The sequence below is a fragment of the Xenorhabdus sp. NBAII XenSa04 genome (assembly GCF_963866145.1).
Classification (GTDB): domain Bacteria; phylum Pseudomonadota; class Gammaproteobacteria; order Enterobacterales; family Enterobacteriaceae; genus Xenorhabdus; species Xenorhabdus indica.
This window is the reverse complement of record NZ_CAWMEB010000312.1, coordinates 1-15348: the sequence shown is the minus strand read 5'-3', so window position 1 is coordinate 15348 and position 15348 is coordinate 1. Positions and strand designations below refer to the sequence as shown.

The 15348-nt window shown below is 46.5% G+C and carries 24 protein-coding genes; all 24 read right to left on the bottom strand.

Going from position 1 to position 15348, the window contains the following annotated elements:
- Window positions 1-179 precede the first annotated feature (179 nt).
- Complete coding sequence (locus tag AAC147_RS11045) at window positions 180-656, bottom strand: hypothetical protein (RefSeq protein ID WP_047680940.1); 477 nt, start codon at window positions 654-656, stop codon at window positions 180-182.
- A 58-nt stretch (window positions 657-714) separates the two neighbouring features.
- Window positions 715-891, bottom strand: coding sequence for a hypothetical protein (locus AAC147_RS11040; RefSeq protein WP_197056372.1), 177 nt, complete (start codon window positions 889-891; stop codon window positions 715-717).
- Window positions 892-920: 29 nt separating this feature from the next.
- Window positions 921-1334 (bottom strand): hypothetical protein, encoded by a 414-nt coding sequence (locus tag AAC147_RS11035; RefSeq protein ID WP_047680937.1) that lies wholly within the window; start codon window positions 1332-1334, stop codon window positions 921-923.
- On the bottom strand, window positions 1334-1783 hold the full coding sequence (locus AAC147_RS11030) for a phage tail fiber protein (RefSeq protein WP_052189486.1): 450 nt from the start codon (window positions 1781-1783) through the stop codon (window positions 1334-1336). The genes AAC147_RS11035 and AAC147_RS11030 overlap by 1 nt, the downstream gene beginning before the upstream one ends.
- Window positions 1784-1795: 12 nt before the next feature.
- Entirely contained in the window at window positions 1796-3253 is a 1458-nt protein-coding gene (locus AAC147_RS11025) for a DUF3383 domain-containing protein (RefSeq protein WP_047680933.1), read from the bottom strand.
- Between the two features lie 9 nt (window positions 3254-3262).
- Window positions 3263-3748 carry a phage neck terminator protein gene (locus AAC147_RS11020; protein ID WP_047680931.1) on the bottom strand — a complete coding sequence of 162 codons (486 nt, stop codon included), beginning with the start codon at window positions 3746-3748 and terminating at the stop codon, window positions 3263-3265.
- The gene (locus AAC147_RS11015) at window positions 3736-4116 is read right to left on the bottom strand and encodes a hypothetical protein (RefSeq protein ID WP_197056371.1); all 381 of its coding nucleotides are present in this window, start codon (window positions 4114-4116) and stop codon (window positions 3736-3738) included. Before AAC147_RS11015 ends, AAC147_RS11020 begins: the two co-directional genes overlap by 13 nt.
- On the bottom strand, window positions 4113-4583 hold the full coding sequence (locus AAC147_RS11010; protein ID WP_052189483.1) for a hypothetical protein: 471 nt from the start codon (window positions 4581-4583) through the stop codon (window positions 4113-4115). Before AAC147_RS11010 ends, AAC147_RS11015 begins: the two co-directional genes overlap by 4 nt.
- 3 nt (window positions 4584-4586) lie before the next feature.
- A complete protein-coding gene (locus AAC147_RS11005) occupies window positions 4587-5000 on the bottom strand; it encodes a DUF4054 domain-containing protein (RefSeq protein WP_047680929.1) in 414 nt (137 codons plus the stop codon).
- Complete coding sequence (locus tag AAC147_RS11000) at window positions 5000-5371, bottom strand: hypothetical protein (RefSeq protein WP_156115349.1); 372 nt, start codon at window positions 5369-5371, stop codon at window positions 5000-5002. Before AAC147_RS11000 ends, AAC147_RS11005 begins: the two co-directional genes overlap by 1 nt.
- A gap of 48 nt (window positions 5372-5419) precedes the next feature.
- Complete coding sequence (locus AAC147_RS10995) at window positions 5420-6433, bottom strand: major capsid family protein (protein WP_047680923.1); 1014 nt, start codon at window positions 6431-6433, stop codon at window positions 5420-5422.
- Between the two features lie 77 nt (window positions 6434-6510).
- The gene (locus AAC147_RS10990; protein ID WP_047680918.1) at window positions 6511-6999 is read right to left on the bottom strand and encodes a structural cement protein Gp24; all 489 of its coding nucleotides are present in this window, start codon (window positions 6997-6999) and stop codon (window positions 6511-6513) included.
- 9 nt (window positions 7000-7008) lie between these two features.
- Complete coding sequence (locus AAC147_RS10985) at window positions 7009-8271, bottom strand: DUF2213 domain-containing protein (protein WP_047680915.1); 1263 nt, start codon at window positions 8269-8271, stop codon at window positions 7009-7011.
- Window positions 8272-8274: 3 nt separating this feature from the next.
- The gene (locus tag AAC147_RS10980) at window positions 8275-8979 is read right to left on the bottom strand and encodes a phage head morphogenesis protein (protein ID WP_047680912.1); all 705 of its coding nucleotides are present in this window, start codon (window positions 8977-8979) and stop codon (window positions 8275-8277) included.
- Window positions 8963-10528: a phage portal protein gene (locus AAC147_RS10975; RefSeq protein WP_052189481.1), complete on the bottom strand. Its 1566-nt coding sequence runs from the start codon at window positions 10526-10528 to the stop codon at window positions 8963-8965. The genes AAC147_RS10980 and AAC147_RS10975 overlap by 17 nt, the downstream gene beginning before the upstream one ends.
- 8 nt (window positions 10529-10536) lie before the next feature.
- On the bottom strand, window positions 10537-11976 hold the full coding sequence (gene terL / locus AAC147_RS10970; protein WP_052189480.1) for a phage terminase large subunit: 1440 nt from the start codon (window positions 11974-11976) through the stop codon (window positions 10537-10539).
- Window positions 11977-12174: 198 nt separating this feature from the next.
- Entirely contained in the window at window positions 12175-12807 is a 633-nt protein-coding gene (locus AAC147_RS10965) for a terminase small subunit (RefSeq protein WP_072032504.1), read from the bottom strand.
- Window positions 12808-12816: 9 nt separating this feature from the next.
- A complete protein-coding gene (locus AAC147_RS10960) occupies window positions 12817-12996 on the bottom strand; it encodes a hypothetical protein (RefSeq protein ID WP_047680908.1) in 180 nt (59 codons plus the stop codon).
- A gap of 90 nt (window positions 12997-13086) precedes the next feature.
- The gene (locus AAC147_RS10955; RefSeq protein ID WP_156115348.1) at window positions 13087-13227 is read right to left on the bottom strand and encodes a hypothetical protein; all 141 of its coding nucleotides are present in this window, start codon (window positions 13225-13227) and stop codon (window positions 13087-13089) included.
- A gap of 174 nt (window positions 13228-13401) precedes the next feature.
- On the bottom strand, window positions 13402-13662 hold the full coding sequence (locus AAC147_RS10950) for a hypothetical protein (RefSeq protein WP_156115347.1): 261 nt from the start codon (window positions 13660-13662) through the stop codon (window positions 13402-13404).
- A gap of 88 nt (window positions 13663-13750) precedes the next feature.
- On the bottom strand, window positions 13751-13972 hold the full coding sequence (locus AAC147_RS10945) for a hypothetical protein (RefSeq protein ID WP_047680898.1): 222 nt from the start codon (window positions 13970-13972) through the stop codon (window positions 13751-13753).
- Window positions 13969-14571 (bottom strand): Rha family transcriptional regulator, encoded by a 603-nt coding sequence (locus tag AAC147_RS10940; protein WP_047680896.1) that lies wholly within the window; start codon window positions 14569-14571, stop codon window positions 13969-13971. The genes AAC147_RS10945 and AAC147_RS10940 overlap by 4 nt, the downstream gene beginning before the upstream one ends.
- A 342-nt stretch (window positions 14572-14913) precedes the next feature.
- On the bottom strand, window positions 14914-15180 hold the full coding sequence (locus tag AAC147_RS10935; protein WP_047681018.1) for a DUF4752 family protein: 267 nt from the start codon (window positions 15178-15180) through the stop codon (window positions 14914-14916).
- Window positions 15181-15222: 42 nt separating this feature from the next.
- Window positions 15223-15309, bottom strand: coding sequence for a hypothetical protein (locus AAC147_RS20125; protein ID WP_081988997.1), 87 nt, complete (start codon window positions 15307-15309; stop codon window positions 15223-15225).
- Between the last annotated feature and the right edge of the window lie 39 nt (window positions 15310-15348).

Genomic DNA, 15348 nt, shown 5'->3' with positions numbered 1-15348 from the left:
CTTCACTTTCCAAGGCCGCAAATGCTTTTCTTACACTGTGACCTAGGTATCTAGCCGTGTTATCGGGCAAATCAAATGTCTGTTGGTACTTGATTCTCAGTAGATCTGCCAGAACTTTTATTGCCGCTTCTTGTGAGTCATACGATAATTCTTCAAATTCATTGTTTTTCTCCAATTGTTTAATTTATCCGATTACACCGACCAAGCACTGCATTTACCGGGCTAAACGCATCGCTACTACTTAACGCAGCGATTATCCCGGCGTTCTGAGTGCCAATCAGGTAAGTAAAGTTGCTATTATCCCGGATGGCCCGATAGGAAACTTCTGTCTTGCTGCGCGAACCCGTACCCAAACTGGCGCTAAAGTAACCCCATGAACCCGACGGCCTAGCACCCATAGGCATAGCAGGATAGAGGTCGACGCCAATATATTTACTGTTCCCATCCGTACTTATATTCATCATCACTTTCGGGAAATACCCGGACGGAAAGTTTCTGAGGTTTTTCGGGTCATTGAAGATATGCGCGGGGTACATCTCGCAAAAATAGTTACCGTCGTAAATATCGAGCTTGCCCGCATCATCGGTATAGATGCCGCTATCTGCCAGTAACGCACACGGGAACAACAATAAAGCAATAGCTATTGGCTTTAACATTCGTCACCTCACGTAATGATGAGTTTGATTTAATTATAGCCACCCTGAGAGAGTCAAGTTAGTCAGATTTACTTAACTCCTCTATCAACCGCTTGTTATATTCGCTGACTTGGTTTATTTCAATCAGGTTCAGCGCAGCTTCCAGTCCGTATATCGTCGAGAGTTCGTGGTAGGAGGCATATCCAGATGTCACGACCTGATACACAATACTGGAAACGTTATTAGGTTCTGCCATCACGCCATCTCTTAGCGGCAGGCCAGCTCTCAGTTTTTCGAGTCTAAGCCAGCGCCTTGAGTTAAAAAATCAATGTGGATAGCCAGCGCCTCCTTTCGCAGTAGGAACATGGTCTTAACGTCCCTGATATCAGAATTGAACTCGATAGCGCGGGCATTGCCACCAGACGGAACGATTTGTACACAGTCGAGCAGTTCATTTAACAGTGGAATGCCATCCTCTGCTCGAATGTTGGATAACGCCTTAATGGCAACCTGTGCTATTGCCATCATTCCCATTGATGGACGGAGATCGCCAATATCAACACCACCATTGGCGATCGTGAATAACGCTCTCATCGCCCAGTCGTCCGCCTTAACAATAGGCATTTCAGTGATAACAAACATTTTGCCAGCATCACGGCCTGACTCGATAGTGATTGTTTTGGATTTCAGGTTAGACATTATGCGATTTCCTCTGCGCCGTTAGTGATCATGTTGAATTCGTAGCTGGTTCCGTCCAGTAGTTTTTTGCCGCTCGCACCACCTGTCATACTGATTAATCCACCCGTACCGGAGTAGCGTTTTTTGATGGAGGGAATTTCCACCACAATATCAATAAATCGCGTTTCCTTATTGCTGTTAAAGTCTTTTCGGATGTTCTCTAGCACTTGAGTAGAGGGACTATTCGCCTCTAGATATAACGTCCACTGCGTTTCGTGGGGGACGTAGCCGACAGATTGCTTCCCGTCCACCCCAATACGAGTTTCGCCTAGCGTGACCTTACCAAACTCCCATGCATTATCTGCCTGAAAGCCCTGAATTTGGACGTAATCGTCGTACACTCCTTTGCATCTCAGCATGAGTACGGCATTCGCTGAGGTAATCGTGTTTGGGTTATGCCCCATTGTCATAATATTTGCTCCTTACTGGACGTTAATTGATGGAAGCTCGACTTTCTGGACGCTGCCACCGTCTGCATACCAGAATTTCAGTGGCATGGATTTGCGTAATCCGCGAGTCTGTGCAGGAGTATTATCAATCGATACACACCACCCTTCAGCCTGAATCTGAGCCGCCGCATCAAAGCCTGCCTCGACGTTAATCTGTTTTTTCTGTTGCTCAGACAAGACGACGCCGCGTTGGATGCCGCCGAACCGTAACATTTGGTCTATAGGATCTTTAAGGGCGGCACGGTGGATAGCTTTTCCGGTTTCGTTATAGGGAATGGATTTGAAACTGGTGAGCATGGTCATTAATGCCAGTTGCAATTGACTGTTCAGGAATACCTGATTGACGTAACTATCCAACCACTTGAATTTGCCGGAAATAGAACCCTGATTAACGAATATAAACCGGTCGTTTGCCGTACCGTAAGCGCCGTAGAAGTTGAATCTCAACCGTAGCAATTCATCCGCCAGCGCCTTATCAGTCACGGTGGGCTTTAAACCCTCCTGACGGCGGAATGCAAATGTTGCTCGACCGTTCAGCTCATTGAAATTCAATGACGCCGCATAGGTACAGGCAAATGCACCGTGAGTGTGGTCGCCGTACATCAGGCACGTTCCACCGATATCAGATTCGAGAATGGCGCTAGAAATTGTCTCCAGCGCTACCAAATCACCGATGGAATACAGCACATGCACATAACGGTCATTTTGCAATGTCACCCATTTAGAAATGGCTATTTTCTCGTCTGTACTAAAATCATCGCCAATTGCCATAATGGAAACAAAATTAGTTACTGATTTGGTAATACGCGGCATCAGCTCATCAATAGTATCGGCATTGATACCCTCGTTTTTCTGTGCGCCCGCTTCCTCTGTCAGCCCCATGTATTCAGCCAAATCACCAGAACCGAAACTGATAGTGCCGCCCGTACCTTTTTTCGCGCCTTCAATGGCAAATGTACGGCTGGTAACATCATATTTGCATATGCCAGCTTTAGTCAGTGACACAGACACAGCCTCGGCCAATGCGGAATAAGATTTAATGTCGGCGGGCGTGATAGTGACTACCTGACGCTTACCGTCAATATCTAACTCCAATCCCTGCGGTATATGGTTAAAATCCCTGACGGGTACTTTGCTACCCACCAGCTTTGCAGCCTGATTGGTTGTCACCATTGACGCAATATACAGCGTTTCGGGTCTGGTTGTTGAGCCGACAAAACCCGAAAAGTAGACCTGTGCCGCTTCGTATTCTTTAGACTTCGTTCCGAAGATTTCTGAGACCTGTTCGGCGCTGCCGAATGCCTTCGCATCTAACATAGCACTAGGTGTGCTTTTGGTAATAAAAATAGCGTTCAATGCCAGAGGATTTCCGCCCGTGCCAACGACGCCGGGCAAAACGCTGACAATGTCACTCGCCGGAATAGTATTCATGGATATTCCTTAAATAGAGTTGAGATCGAGAGAGAATGAATCAGTGCTGTCCACTGAATAGGTGATTTCAGGGTTATATTGCAGTTTCACTTCAAGCATCACACGGTTTTCATACTGGTTGGCTTCGTTCACCAAAACCATTTTGCGTGGTTGCTCACTGTAGAGTGGCTGACATTTCTTGAATCGAGCCGTGGTATAACTCGACTGCCACAGGTTCGCCACCACCCGCGCGCGTGAATCAGCCTCATCACCGTAAAAATCTAACTGCATCGTCAGCTCTACAGAACGTTGCGCCGTAATCTCTGACGATTCGTGATGGTAATAATTAGCGATGTAATCAATGTCTCGTTCAAACAGAACATGCATTACAACGCCGTTTTCAAGAGCAGGAACATCATTTTGATATCCCTGAGTAACGTCGCACTGAAATAATTCAATGAGATATTTTCTAACCTCAATGAATAAATCAGCGTGAGTAACTGTTATTGTCGCCATAGCAGCACCTTAACCCATGTCGGATAAGACTCAATCACTTTGGTGACATTCCATTCGGATATCTCATCTTCCCCGTAAGCGGCAAATTTCATCCGGTCTGAGCCTTTCTGCTTCGTTCTCCGGATTGCTGAAATCTGTCCTCTGGCATAGGCATAGATGAATTGACCCTGCTGATTGATGACGCCCAGATGTTCTAAATCCTGTGTACTGAGGCTCTGTAGCTGGACGGTGATTTCATGCTCAGAATATTTGGGGATCTGCTTACCGGCATCGGTTGTCGTATAGCCATCATTTGTCAATAGAACAGCGCTGATATTCGGGTTAACGGTGGTGATGAGGCTATTGGCGATATTTTTAACGTTAATCATTTCTCTCCCTTGATCACTTCATAATCAATTGCCCGTTGCATACTGCCGGAATCCACCAGCGTTTGACCAGGTGATGCGCGTCCCTTACGGGTTTTTGCAGCAATAGTTGCTGGGGCATTCGGGGGCGGCAATGATTGTTCAATGCTATCTTTAATATCCGCTGCCATCACCATACCTAACGTGTTAAATGTTGCCTCAACACCACCTTCATCTTGTAATCGCCCCCGAAGCTGAGCACCAATGAGCCGCCCCCATTCCCCTGATTTATTGGCGATGGTAGTTCTCATAAACGGACGAGGTGGAATATTTTTCGTGCCGAATTCATTCGCGGCGGCATAGGGCGCGATTGGCTCGCCTGTATCTTCGTTGGTCGCACCTGCCAGTACCCCTGCCTGTACTTGAATGGTTGGTGTGCTGGCGATCCTTTCCAGTGCTGCTCTGAGCTTATCCCCACCTTTGATAGCCATGATCTACCCCCACGGGTGATAATGTTTCACTGCTGAATAGCGTCCACCTACAACATATTTGCGGGTTGCCTGCCAGTACATTTGCCCGCATGGCGTTATTTTAAACCATGAGGCATTGGCTACGTCTGGTACAGCAAACGAGACACTGACTGACCCCTCTGTTGCGCTGGCTGCTGGCCCCGCCCTATCGTTGTTTCCCCATAATGTTACTGTCGCAATATGGCAGGTCAGTAAGTGCAACAGTGTCTTGCGTTCCTGTATGCCATTGGGCTCATAGGGAATAATCGAATTGTCGGAGTTGTCCAGCAGCAGGCAGGCTACATCAAACGCCTGTTGTAATTGCCCGTCCGTCAGGATGCCGGTAAATCGAGGATACAATTTCAGGAACTCGCCACTGTCGAATGTGACGACGGCCATCAGGCGTTCTCCTTCGCAGGTTCTGTAGTGGTTTTGCTGGTATCAACTGGTTCACGACCGTGGCGAAGCTCTTTTTTCTCGCGGGCTTTATCGTTGGCACTCGTCTCTTTCTCATCCCAGATACAGAGGTTATTTCTGAAAATTTCCATCTCGCCATAGGTTTTCAGGATGTAATCCCATTTATCTGCATCGACCGTCGTTTCTCCATAGAGACCAATGGGAAGTTTGCCTTTTTCCTGTCCAAACAAATGAAAAGCGTTTCCTTTCAACACGACGCTGGAGCTGTCCGGCATGGGAAATTCGATTCCGTGCGGGTGATTCAGGCGAACGCTGACGGTTTTTCCTTTTGACATACTACTTTTCTCCGACATAAAAAATGACCTCCTGAGAGGCCATAAATTTTGATTGTTGTGTATGGGTTACATGCCTGTCATTTGAGCTACAGCGGCAGGGATTCGGATCACTGCGCCGTAAGTAGTGGCAGTGAATTTCTGCGAAAATGAAGACAACTCAGGCACAATACGTCCTGCACGCATTTTCTCTCCAAATCCTAGCAACCCTGTTTCCATGCCTGCTACTTTGGGGGCGATCATCTGCATAGTTTCACCACTCGCTCCGCCCAGTTGTGGTAAGTTCACAAACTTGAGGTTACTGAAATATGTCAACAGCATTTTCATGACCGATACATTGAAATCAGTTGCATCCCCAAGCTGTACGCGCAATGTTGGCGTTATGGCTAGAATCAACTCATCACGTTCAGAGACTAATCCCTGAGTCTGATTAACCAGGCGAGCAAACAGATTCAGCACGTCTTGGTACTTTTGCCGGGTATTTTTATCAACCCACTTAGTTGAACCTTTTTCTCCCGAAGGAGCGGCGGTTATTGCGGGGGGTAAGTTTGGATCATTTAGCGCACCGTAAATCTCACGACCAGCCACCCCCAACAAATAAAATTTATTACTATCAATGTCGATGGTTGTCGCAGCAGCACGCTGTTTATCTGCGGCTAAATTAATTTTCGCCCCAGATGCCATATCTGCTTCTAAATCACCATACTGAATGACAGTCTGGTAGCGATATTGTTCGCGAGTGTGCCACTCATTATTTGTACCGGCCTTGCCGGAATTTCCAAAATCCGAGTATGCCACTGTCCAACCTGAAACTTCATTCGCCCGCCACTTCATGTATGGCGTTGTCCAGTCTCCGCGTTTCTCTTCACTATACAATTCACGCGCATTACGTGGCGCAGTGAGTATTTCAATAACTGTTGGGTCTACATAGGCCAGCAATTCAGCCGGGACGGTAGAGTTTGGTGAGGTGACTAACGCCGCATCCTGAATCAATCGCGGCATATTATCACGGGTGATCCACTCGCGGGCACCATTGAAAACAAAGCCGTATTTTTTGGCCTGCTCAAAAGAAAGTTTACTCATTCTGTTCTCCGTACACGCATAACAGAGTCCACCCATTATTGCAGAGTGTCGTCATGCGTGAATATATCAGTCGGTAATTAGGCGGCGTGCCAGTTAGATATGATGGCTAGGTTACTATCAGCATCGTAGTATTTGACAACCCAGTCTGTTTTAACGTGCCCTTCAATCGTTGCTTTAGCATCGGCTGTCTGAATGCTGCCATCAGTCGTGGATGCAAACACGGTTTGACCAGTAGCTGCATTCTGATTTGTTGGTGCACACCAGTAATCACCACGAACCGCTATCGTGACGTCAGTTTGATCGGGGATCGTCATTGTTCCCGGTGATATCAGGTTGTAGTTGTAGTACGCCAGTATGCGTTCAACAAAGCCAATCGGTGCATCTTTACCTGTTGTGGAGGCTTTCACTTGCCTAAACGGATCTGTGCCTGCAAAGACAAAATGACCGACAGTGATATCGCCTTCCGCTCGTGGGTTTCCCTGCGTGTAAATTACGGGGTTTTGTGTGGCTCTGTCACCGGGAACTGCCGGAGCGTAGTACAGTCCGACCTGTTTTTGTAATGCCATAATAACCTCTTAAACTTTGATGTTTTTCAAGCCCGCAAATGGACCTTCTAGACTACTTGGCGCGGCATCCATAACCAGATTCTGTGTGAATGCAGAAGGCTTTTGCGCTGCCAGTATATCCACCATGCCTTTATACGCGGCTTTGTCGTATTTATTGGGGTCATAGCCTTTGTTTTTCAGTGCGTGCGCATAAATCGCTTCGGCGCTGTCAAAAGCCATAATGTCCAGTTCACCCACCAGCGAGCGGACTTTTTGCCCGGCTTCATTGAGTGCCCGGAAGTGCCCCTTGGTCTGTTCAATAGCCTGCTGACGGATGGTGTTAGCGTCCATCGTGATTACTGGCTCCCGATCCATGGCTGGCGACTCCTTCTTGTTATCACCTGTGTTTTCTCCTGTTGGGTTATTATTCACCGTCTTAGGGACTTCTTTTACCTCTCCGTTATCCCCAACGGGCGTAGAGGCTGAATCGCCCTCTGCTAGTTCATGGGCAAACTGCATACCGCTAATAAAAGTCTGTACTACGGCTTCGTCATCTGTAGCTAACCCTAAGCTCGTCATTTTCTCTTTGACGGCATCATTATCTATCACAAACTCAGTCGGCTTCTGGTTTTCAGCTGACTGAGCCGCATTCGGGTTATCCTGTGTGATAACGCTGTTATTTTCTGCACTATTCGGTGCTGTGTTTTCTGGCGACATTACATGTTCCTGTAATTGAGACGGTAATCCGTCATGTACGTACACATCGGGACCTGCCCGACCTTCTTTAACCAGTGCAACATGATTCCCTCGGATATTTCTCATGACGAAATCATATGGGACACTGTCAAACTCACCCGATGTGAAATCAGGCTCAAAAAAATAGCCACAACTGAGTTCCTTTAACGAACCATCCTGAATAGCATTAATTGCCATCTGGTCAGTTACGGTCAATGCGTTATCCAGATAGGGTGAATCCCAGACTGGAGTTGTACCGATAGAACCTATTCGTAATTCTTTTAATGGCTGTCCGGCACTATCCTGTTTATGGATATAGAGCAGAGGAACGCCGTTAAAGGCAGATTTAGCTTTTTCCAACTCTCCGGCGGGGCGATAGCCGTAATAAAGTCGATCTGGCTCTAATTCCAGATTCTCCCAACCCGGAATCTCTCGCCCGATATACGGTACGACCTGCTCTTTGGTGAGGTGCGTCCGTGAGACGTGAAGGTAGCCGTTTTCATCAATGCGTCGCCGGCTTCCCTCGTCAAAGACGACCGAATTTGTTTCTTTAGGCATAAGTTAAGAACTTCCTATTGGAGGAATAACAGGGCGAAAATCACACTTGCAGTTAATCAGCTCTCCGGGGTGAATATGCCGCTGCACATGCGGGTCATAACAGCCCTCACTGAGTGTGAAACGCTGACCGTTCATCTTGATATGTGATTCACGGTAGGATTTACTGCCACCCGCACGGTGTATCCAAATTCCCTCAGCGATCCCCGATGATTTGCAACGTTCCCGCGCGATAGCATTAGTGGCTTTAGCGTTCTGGTCACGGGCAATCGTTTTAGCGCGGTTTTCAGTCAGGCTATAACGTTTCTTTAGCTCTTCTTTCAGGAATCCAATATCTCGCCCATTGACTACGCTCTGTTGTACCAGTGTTTGAACTTGTGTCAGATATAGCTCAGGAATGGACTTAATCAGACTGACTTGCTGCTCGTACAAGCTATCTAGCACGTTTTGTACAGCAGGAGTGAGCCGCATATTGACGGTGATACTGTCTGCTTTTAGTTTGTTTTTCACCGAAGTTGACGCATAGGTATTAGCTCGGTTAACAAACCATACCGCAATAGAGTCTGCTATTTGGTTGAACTTCATTCTCCATCTTCCCATAACCGAGAACAACTTTTGGTTCAACTCCTTAGCCGGGGAAGCATCACTGACAATGTTAGGCTGCTGGCGTTTGTATTCTGCCGATATCCAGTAATCAACCGAGTCCGCCATTTCCTGTATCAACCCCTGCATTCGGCGGTAGTACTCCCTCTCCAGCCCAGCGTTGGGGCGTGTAGACTTGCCCGTTTTGGCTTTCCGTTTCTTCCCCATAATTAACCTCTGGAACATCATCAACATCAATGCCGAAATAATCACCATCAGGATCAGCGGACAAGCGTTGCCTGACCTCTTTCTCTGAGATAACCCCTGTATCAATCAATGAAACATCCCGATCAGTCTTAATCTTCTGTGTTTCTGCCGCTGCCTTGGCGTCATCCTTATTCAAATCAACAAAATCGAATGTGACGGACTGAACCAGTCGACCCAGTGTGACAATTTGGATAATGTCAAGCGCCTTTTGCAATCCTGCGCGGAAGATTTTTTCCTGCTGACTCTTAACGTGGTCGTTGTAGTTACGGATATCACTGTCCCCGGTCGCATTGAATCCGCTAGGGGATATACCTAATGACTTCACGGCTGGAGTTCTGTTAATCACCACAATTAATTCCAACATTTGACGGACGATATCAGTCACACCAGAGAGCGGAGTCTCTAACTTGACAATATCCTCCATATCCTTATCAATCGCCAAAATGCCATCGTTTGAGCGAATGGAAGCCAAATAAGCCAGCCGCCCATCTAATGATCTGGTTGCATTTGGATTGGTTAAGATATCTTCCATATTGGTTTTAAATGCAGTTAGAGAGAATTTCTCCAGTAACCGCGCGGCTGATGTCCGACTGTCCTGAAAGTGGATCACGTAGTCATACAGCAACTGCGCCTGTGGCATCCCCATAAAATTGTATGAAGGTTTCAGTAGAATCGGGACTTCATTACCACAAATGCGTATTAGACGGGAACCGTGAACTTCTTTACCCAGTATCCACCATGTATCAGGGCTAAAATAGCGTGGACTCAGTGGGTCAGTGCTTTCATATCTGCCCGGAAAGATATTGATAGGTTCCACCAGCACAAAGCGTTTGAAATTTTTCAGTTCTGCCGATTTTTCTGAGATATCCAGTGGCATCAGTAATTGATTATCTGTAGCGCCCGTATCAATGAATATTAAGCAGCCGCCGAAATAACCGTTATATTCAGCCGCCTTGTGAAAAATATCTTTGACTCTAAAATTAATCAGGGCGTCTTCAATCGCTTTTTTGTCTTCGGTACTGTCACCTTGGCTGTCAATATCCACCGCTTTGATGCCTATCCACTCCCGTGTCATATCATCAACCACGGTTTCAATACAGGCTCGGATCAGGCCGTTCTGCGTGAGCGAGGATAAAGCGGCATAGCCCATAAATGACGGCCCCAGAGCATAACCTTGACCGTGCTCCCATGCGTGCTGGATCAGAGTATAGGCTCCAGTAGAACTTAATGAGGCATCCATTGCTAGCGTGACTTCTTTGGGGGTGCCTAGTGTTTTTGCCGGGCCATAAATATCTTTGACTTCTTCATAGGTCGGGATGTATTGCCTATCATCTAATTTTTCCAAAAGGGATTCAGACAAAGCCAATCCTCGCCGTGGCTTTGCAGCCTGACGCTTTTTATTTCTTGCCATAGTAATTTTTACCAACGAGTAGCGTGACGTGAATTGCGTATCGCCTGATTAATAATATTCTGATTCATGCTGATCCCGCGTCTCTTTTGATACAGGTCGCGTAACGCCTGCGTCATACAATCCACCACATCATCATGCGCCCCCACTGGGAATGTAGTGATTTCATTCACCGCATCCACTACCCAGGGTGCCGTATCTGGATGAGGCAGGTAAATATTGCCCGCTTCCCACTCAGCAGTGACCGCATGAGCGCGGGCGACTTTACTACCGTCCGGCTCGACGGGGATCAGCCCTGATATCGTATTTTGCAGGGTGTTAATAACCGCAGGGCCATTGGCTTTGTCTTCCACCAGCTTACGGCGACCATCAGGAAAATCTTTAGCCATTTTCTTAACTGCTTTCAGGGTTTCAGTAAATGTCATACGTGCACGTGTTTGATGCAATAAATAAGAGTTTGCCCCTTTTTTACCCCACACTTGACCGACCACATAGTCAGTGCCCTCGCCATCCTTAAAAGTCATATCCCAGCTATGGATCACCTTGTCGAATTTATCTGGTAAGTCTTTCGGTAGGTAATAGTTCACCCAGTCTTCTTTAAAGATCGTGCCACCAGAGGGCTTTGGTGATTGCTGGTACATCGCTGACCAGAAGTAATCGCCCAGAATGGCTTTAGTATCTAACAGTTTTTCGATGGGATGCAGCTCTGGTACTAGTGCCTCCCCTTGCTCATTGATAGCAGGAAAAGCCAACACCTTCGCTTTCTGACTGATCTTAATTACCTTGCCGGACAAATCATCCGTCGCCCAACGTGTCGCCATGATAATCTCACCGCTGTTTTTTGACAGTCGGGTCTTGAATGTAGAAACGTACCAGTTCCAGATCGCATTCTTGGTGGTTGCACTCAGGGCTTCTTTTGAGTTCTTGATAGGGTCGTCAATAATGCCTAAATCTACTTTCTTGCCCGTTAATGGACCGCCTACACCCTGGCCGATGTAACTTCCCTTGTGATCTGGAATATCAAAGCCGTTCAGATTGCGCTTTGCATCTATCCCGCTCTTGGGCCTATTACCTAGTAATGCATGTGGGAATAGATCGTGATATTCCTCGGTCATCATAATACGTTGAACATCACTGTTCATGTCCGAAGCTAATTCTTTACCGTATGACAACCCAGCCACACGTTTATCTGGGTACTTCCCGAAAAAGTAGGCAGGCAGATAACGTGAAACAATGTCTGACTTCCCGTGCTGAGGTGGTGCGCCCAATATAAGGATCGGGCGCTCACCTGCCACCATATCGAGTAGAAATTCGTCCAATGCCGCACAAACCTGTCGAGAGAAATCACTGGTAATATACTCAGGATTTATGTATTGGATGAACTCATGCAAACTACGTCGCGCTATCTCTCTCTCGATAGCCTCATCCAACATTGCATTATCAATATCCATGTCAGCACCGAAAGTGAGGAAAATAAGCGTTTCACACCAAAATCACCTCGAAATGATTTTCGGGATTTTGTTAACAAATCAGTCACAAATAATCACCCTAAAATCAGGCAGAAGAGTAAGGATTTTACCCGCTTGAGGTGACATTTTGCTTGAGTTGAAAATCGGCGATTCGCATAAGTACCATTATGTTAAATAGGGCTACTTTTCACGATTTTTTCTCAGTTCCATCAATTGCTCAAAACTCAGATGACTGAGGTCGATATTGTTCGGTGTCATGGTTCCGTCAGTAGAACTTAAATCAACTTTTTTAGCCGATTCCCATCCCATTAATTCAGACAGTTGTTTAATAGCCGCTTTCGGGTCATGGAGTTTTAATTTAATGCCGTCCTTACCAGTGGTCAGTTCGGAAATGGCGCTAAGTGCTGCCGGATTCTGCAACGCTGAATCTTTAAATTGCCATGTGGCTTGGAATACTGGCCTGCCCTCGTCGTCTTCACCTATCTGACTGTTACGGAACTCAGCGATATCATGGAGGGAAACACGACCCATTGCAGAAAGACGCTCTAAGGCTTCCTGGCGGCTCATAACAGCCTCAGAAACGGCTTGTTGGTTCATAGCATCGAGAAAAGTCTTAACGTTAGGATTTGTTAAGATTTCAGAAGAAGTTGCTCTGGCTGATTCATTTGTTTTGGCCTTTCCTCCTGCCTGTTTGTAGGCATCTGTTTGATTCAGTCCCTTCAAGATACCTAACACGAATTTCTGCTGAAGTTTCGTTAAGACATCAAAGAGAACCTTCTGCTCTTTTGTGAGCTGGTTTTTCTTTTGTGCCATTTCCTTCCCTTACTTCGATAACTCGCAAGCCATCTTCATGACCTGCTCTAATTCTTCGTGATTGAGTCCGTAGTATCGCTTGAGTTTGACGATATCCAGCAACATCTTAGCCTTAGCTTCTTCTTTAGGAGCAATATCAGGCACAGGTCTGATCGGACGCAGTCCCAGTGGTATCTGGTGCTCAGGCATATTTACCTCTCTGTAGTTGAATTCAGAACAAACAACTGGCTCGGTTTGTATTTTGATAAACACTTCCGCTGATAGTCTGCCGTGTCTCGATTAAATCAGCGCAGGATCGGCACTGCGCACAAATTCACGAAGCAATGCCTTAACCTGACGGACATTACCGCGACCACTTACTTTCAAACATGATGTATTGCCTGCGCGCTTATAAATGGCAACTACGCTTCCAATAGCCATTGTGATTACTGAGTAGTCACCTGCCTTTTGAGTTTCGATAAGGACTTTTTTCATATTTACCTCATTCAGAATAAACGACTAGACGTGAATTGAATTTATGGTTAAACGCCGGTGATTTGATTAACCACACCCGTCAAAAACTTACACAAAACTCTATCAAGCACCCGTTTTAGGTTACTTTTGCTCTTTCAATCGTTTTTCTTGTTCACTCTGGAACTCGGCTTTTGCCATAGCCCCTATTGCATAGATAGCACCCAGGACGAACCATCCCTGATACACAACAAAAATGACAAATGCAGTATCAGTCAGCATGTCGTAACACCGAAAAGGGGTAGGAATGTGTTTGTAATCTTTAACCAGTGAATCCCTGCCAAATAAATACCCTAAGAACTTAAGCACACCAAAGAGCCAACCAGCGAAATAACCAACATTCACAAAACCCTCGGTATTCTGTGTGACGCCAATAAACAAAAAGGACGCGATAATTGCATCCAGAATGATTGCATATATATATATTTCATCACTAGGTTCTCTTACCTTTGGGTTTCTCTGCCGAATACTTACTCGCCCATGCCTTGGCGATACTCAGACAATCATCAAACAACTTACCTTTCCGGCTGACTGAGGCTGAACGGCGGTAATGCTCTTTCGCCCGGTCACTCGCCATCCCTGCGATAGATGAAGAAAAGCCGAGCTTGATTAACTCGGCCTGTACGTTCTTCTCGATGAATTGTTCAGGGGTCATGCGGGTTCTCCCTCTTCATCAGGGAAATCCCCTAAATCACACAACTTGAACTGGATAAGGTCTTTCACCAGTTGCTCGGCTTTCTTGATTGCCTTCTTTTCTCTCTTGCGCAGCGTCATCAGGCTACTGCCTTTCTGCCCATGCTCAGCAAAAGAGAACTTCTCAGCATGGGCCACCCTATCTTGCATTTGTTGGATGGTGAGGTCTGTCAATCCTGAGAAATCGAGCAAGTTAATATCCTTACTGCCTTCCAGTTCCGTCATGTGATCGAATACTTGAGCTTGTAGTTCATAACTGTAACTCATTGCCATCAGACAAGCTTCACGTTTGGGGAATCGGTAGCATGGCTGGGTTCTGCCTTTATCATCCGTGTAATCGGCGAAAAATTTCGCTGATTGCTCTTCACCCAACACCTTGGGAACTTTCTTAAGAAAATCCTTGTGTTGCAACTTCCGGTATTTCTTGCAGGGGAATGTTAATCCTTCCGCCTCAGCTTTAGCCTTACGGTCAGCGTTGATGTAATCCACCATTTCCAGACTGGTCATGGTGGGTGCTTCTGTTACAGGCAAGTTTGTTTTCTTTGTTGTTATTAATTGCATAGGGTTTAGTTCCTTTTAGTGATAAACCTTGCGCTCCAGGAATGACCAGCCCAAAGAGGGTTAACCAGACCACTACCGGTATTCCTCAAGGCTTATCCTGAAAGGTTCTTTGGTGTTTGTGCTTCGAGCGAGAAGCGGCGAAATTCAGATATAAAAAATGCCACCAGCCCGTGTGCGCTGGGTACGCGATGGGAACGGGTGGCAGCATGGGTTATTCCTGTAGCCACTCAGGGAATGGACAGAGGAATAAAAAAGCCCCTGCTTATTCAGAGGCTCATTGGCATTCAGTCTTTATATAATCCTGCACCCCCAGAATTATTTGCTCTGGGGTGTAATCCCGCATTATTTTCCATCTGATTGTTGCCGATACATCATAATCACTAAACCACCTTTCGTAGCTATTTTCATGGTGCGACCATCCTGTATCCGGTCAAGTTCAAATGCATCGTACAGCTCGTTAACAGCCTTCTGTTTTTTCTCTTCTTTGCGGAGTTTGACACGCGCCGTGAAGAGTGATTCAAAAACCCATTTCCAAGCTCTAATCAAAATGTATAGGTAGCCAATAATCATTAGGCCACCGGTCATGCAGTTAATGATTGCCTCACTCATTATTCCCTCTACACTCAGCCCTAACATAATCCTGCAAATATCTCAGTTTTGCCCGGTCGTTGATGATGCCTTCTCGGATATCGAGAACATCTGATCCAGTTTCTCCAGTGAGTTCGACGGTGGTGTCATTGACCACGCCGCCGGAGGGAGTGGTTTCAGACACGGGAC

Coding starts and splice junctions, on each gene's coding strand:
- AAC147_RS10955 (WP_156115348.1), bottom strand. CDS start 13,227: ATGGCTATTGGAAGCGTAGTTGCCATTTATAAGCGCGCAGGCAATACA.
- AAC147_RS11025 (WP_047680933.1), bottom strand. CDS start 3,253: ATGAATACTATTCCGGCGAGTGACATTGTCAGCGTTTTGCCCGGCGTC.
- AAC147_RS10990 (WP_047680918.1), bottom strand. CDS start 6,999: ATGGCATTACAAAAACAGGTCGGACTGTACTACGCTCCGGCAGTTCCC.
- AAC147_RS10975 (WP_052189481.1), bottom strand. CDS start 10,528: ATGGCAAGAAATAAAAAGCGTCAGGCTGCAAAGCCACGGCGAGGATTG.
- AAC147_RS10980 (WP_047680912.1), bottom strand. CDS start 8,979: ATGGCGGACTCGGTTGATTACTGGATATCGGCAGAATACAAACGCCAG.
- terL (WP_052189480.1), bottom strand. CDS start 11,976: ATGGATATTGATAATGCAATGTTGGATGAGGCTATCGAGAGAGAGATA.
- AAC147_RS11000 (WP_156115349.1), bottom strand. CDS start 5,371: ATGTCGGAGAAAAGTAGTATGTCAAAAGGAAAAACCGTCAGCGTTCGC.
- AAC147_RS20125 (WP_081988997.1), bottom strand. CDS start 15,309: ATGACACCACCGTCGAACTCACTGGAGAAACTGGATCAGATGTTCTCG.
- AAC147_RS10940 (WP_047680896.1), bottom strand. CDS start 14,571: ATGCAATTAATAACAACAAAGAAAACAAACTTGCCTGTAACAGAAGCA.
- AAC147_RS10965 (WP_072032504.1), bottom strand. CDS start 12,807: ATGGCACAAAAGAAAAACCAGCTCACAAAAGAGCAGAAGGTTCTCTTT.
- AAC147_RS11010 (WP_052189483.1), bottom strand. CDS start 4,583: ATGGCTATCAAAGGTGGGGATAAGCTCAGAGCAGCACTGGAAAGGATC.
- AAC147_RS10935 (WP_047681018.1), bottom strand. CDS start 15,180: ATGAGTGAGGCAATCATTAACTGCATGACCGGTGGCCTAATGATTATT.
- AAC147_RS10960 (WP_047680908.1), bottom strand. CDS start 12,996: ATGCCTGAGCACCAGATACCACTGGGACTGCGTCCGATCAGACCTGTG.
- AAC147_RS11015 (WP_197056371.1), bottom strand. CDS start 4,116: ATGATTAACGTTAAAAATATCGCCAATAGCCTCATCACCACCGTTAAC.
- AAC147_RS10995 (WP_047680923.1), bottom strand. CDS start 6,433: ATGAGTAAACTTTCTTTTGAGCAGGCCAAAAAATACGGCTTTGTTTTC.
- AAC147_RS11030 (WP_052189486.1), bottom strand. CDS start 1,783: ATGACAATGGGGCATAACCCAAACACGATTACCTCAGCGAATGCCGTA.
- AAC147_RS10985 (WP_047680915.1), bottom strand. CDS start 8,271: ATGCCTAAAGAAACAAATTCGGTCGTCTTTGACGAGGGAAGCCGGCGA.
- AAC147_RS10945 (WP_047680898.1), bottom strand. CDS start 13,972: ATGACCCCTGAACAATTCATCGAGAAGAACGTACAGGCCGAGTTAATC.
- AAC147_RS11040 (WP_197056372.1), bottom strand. CDS start 891: ATGGCAGAACCTAATAACGTTTCCAGTATTGTGTATCAGGTCGTGACA.
- AAC147_RS11035 (WP_047680937.1), bottom strand. CDS start 1,334: ATGTCTAACCTGAAATCCAAAACAATCACTATCGAGTCAGGCCGTGAT.
- AAC147_RS11020 (WP_047680931.1), bottom strand. CDS start 3,748: ATGGCGACAATAACAGTTACTCACGCTGATTTATTCATTGAGGTTAGA.
- AAC147_RS11005 (WP_047680929.1), bottom strand. CDS start 5,000: ATGGCCGTCGTCACATTCGACAGTGGCGAGTTCCTGAAATTGTATCCT.
- AAC147_RS11045 (WP_047680940.1), bottom strand. CDS start 656: ATGTTAAAGCCAATAGCTATTGCTTTATTGTTGTTCCCGTGTGCGTTA.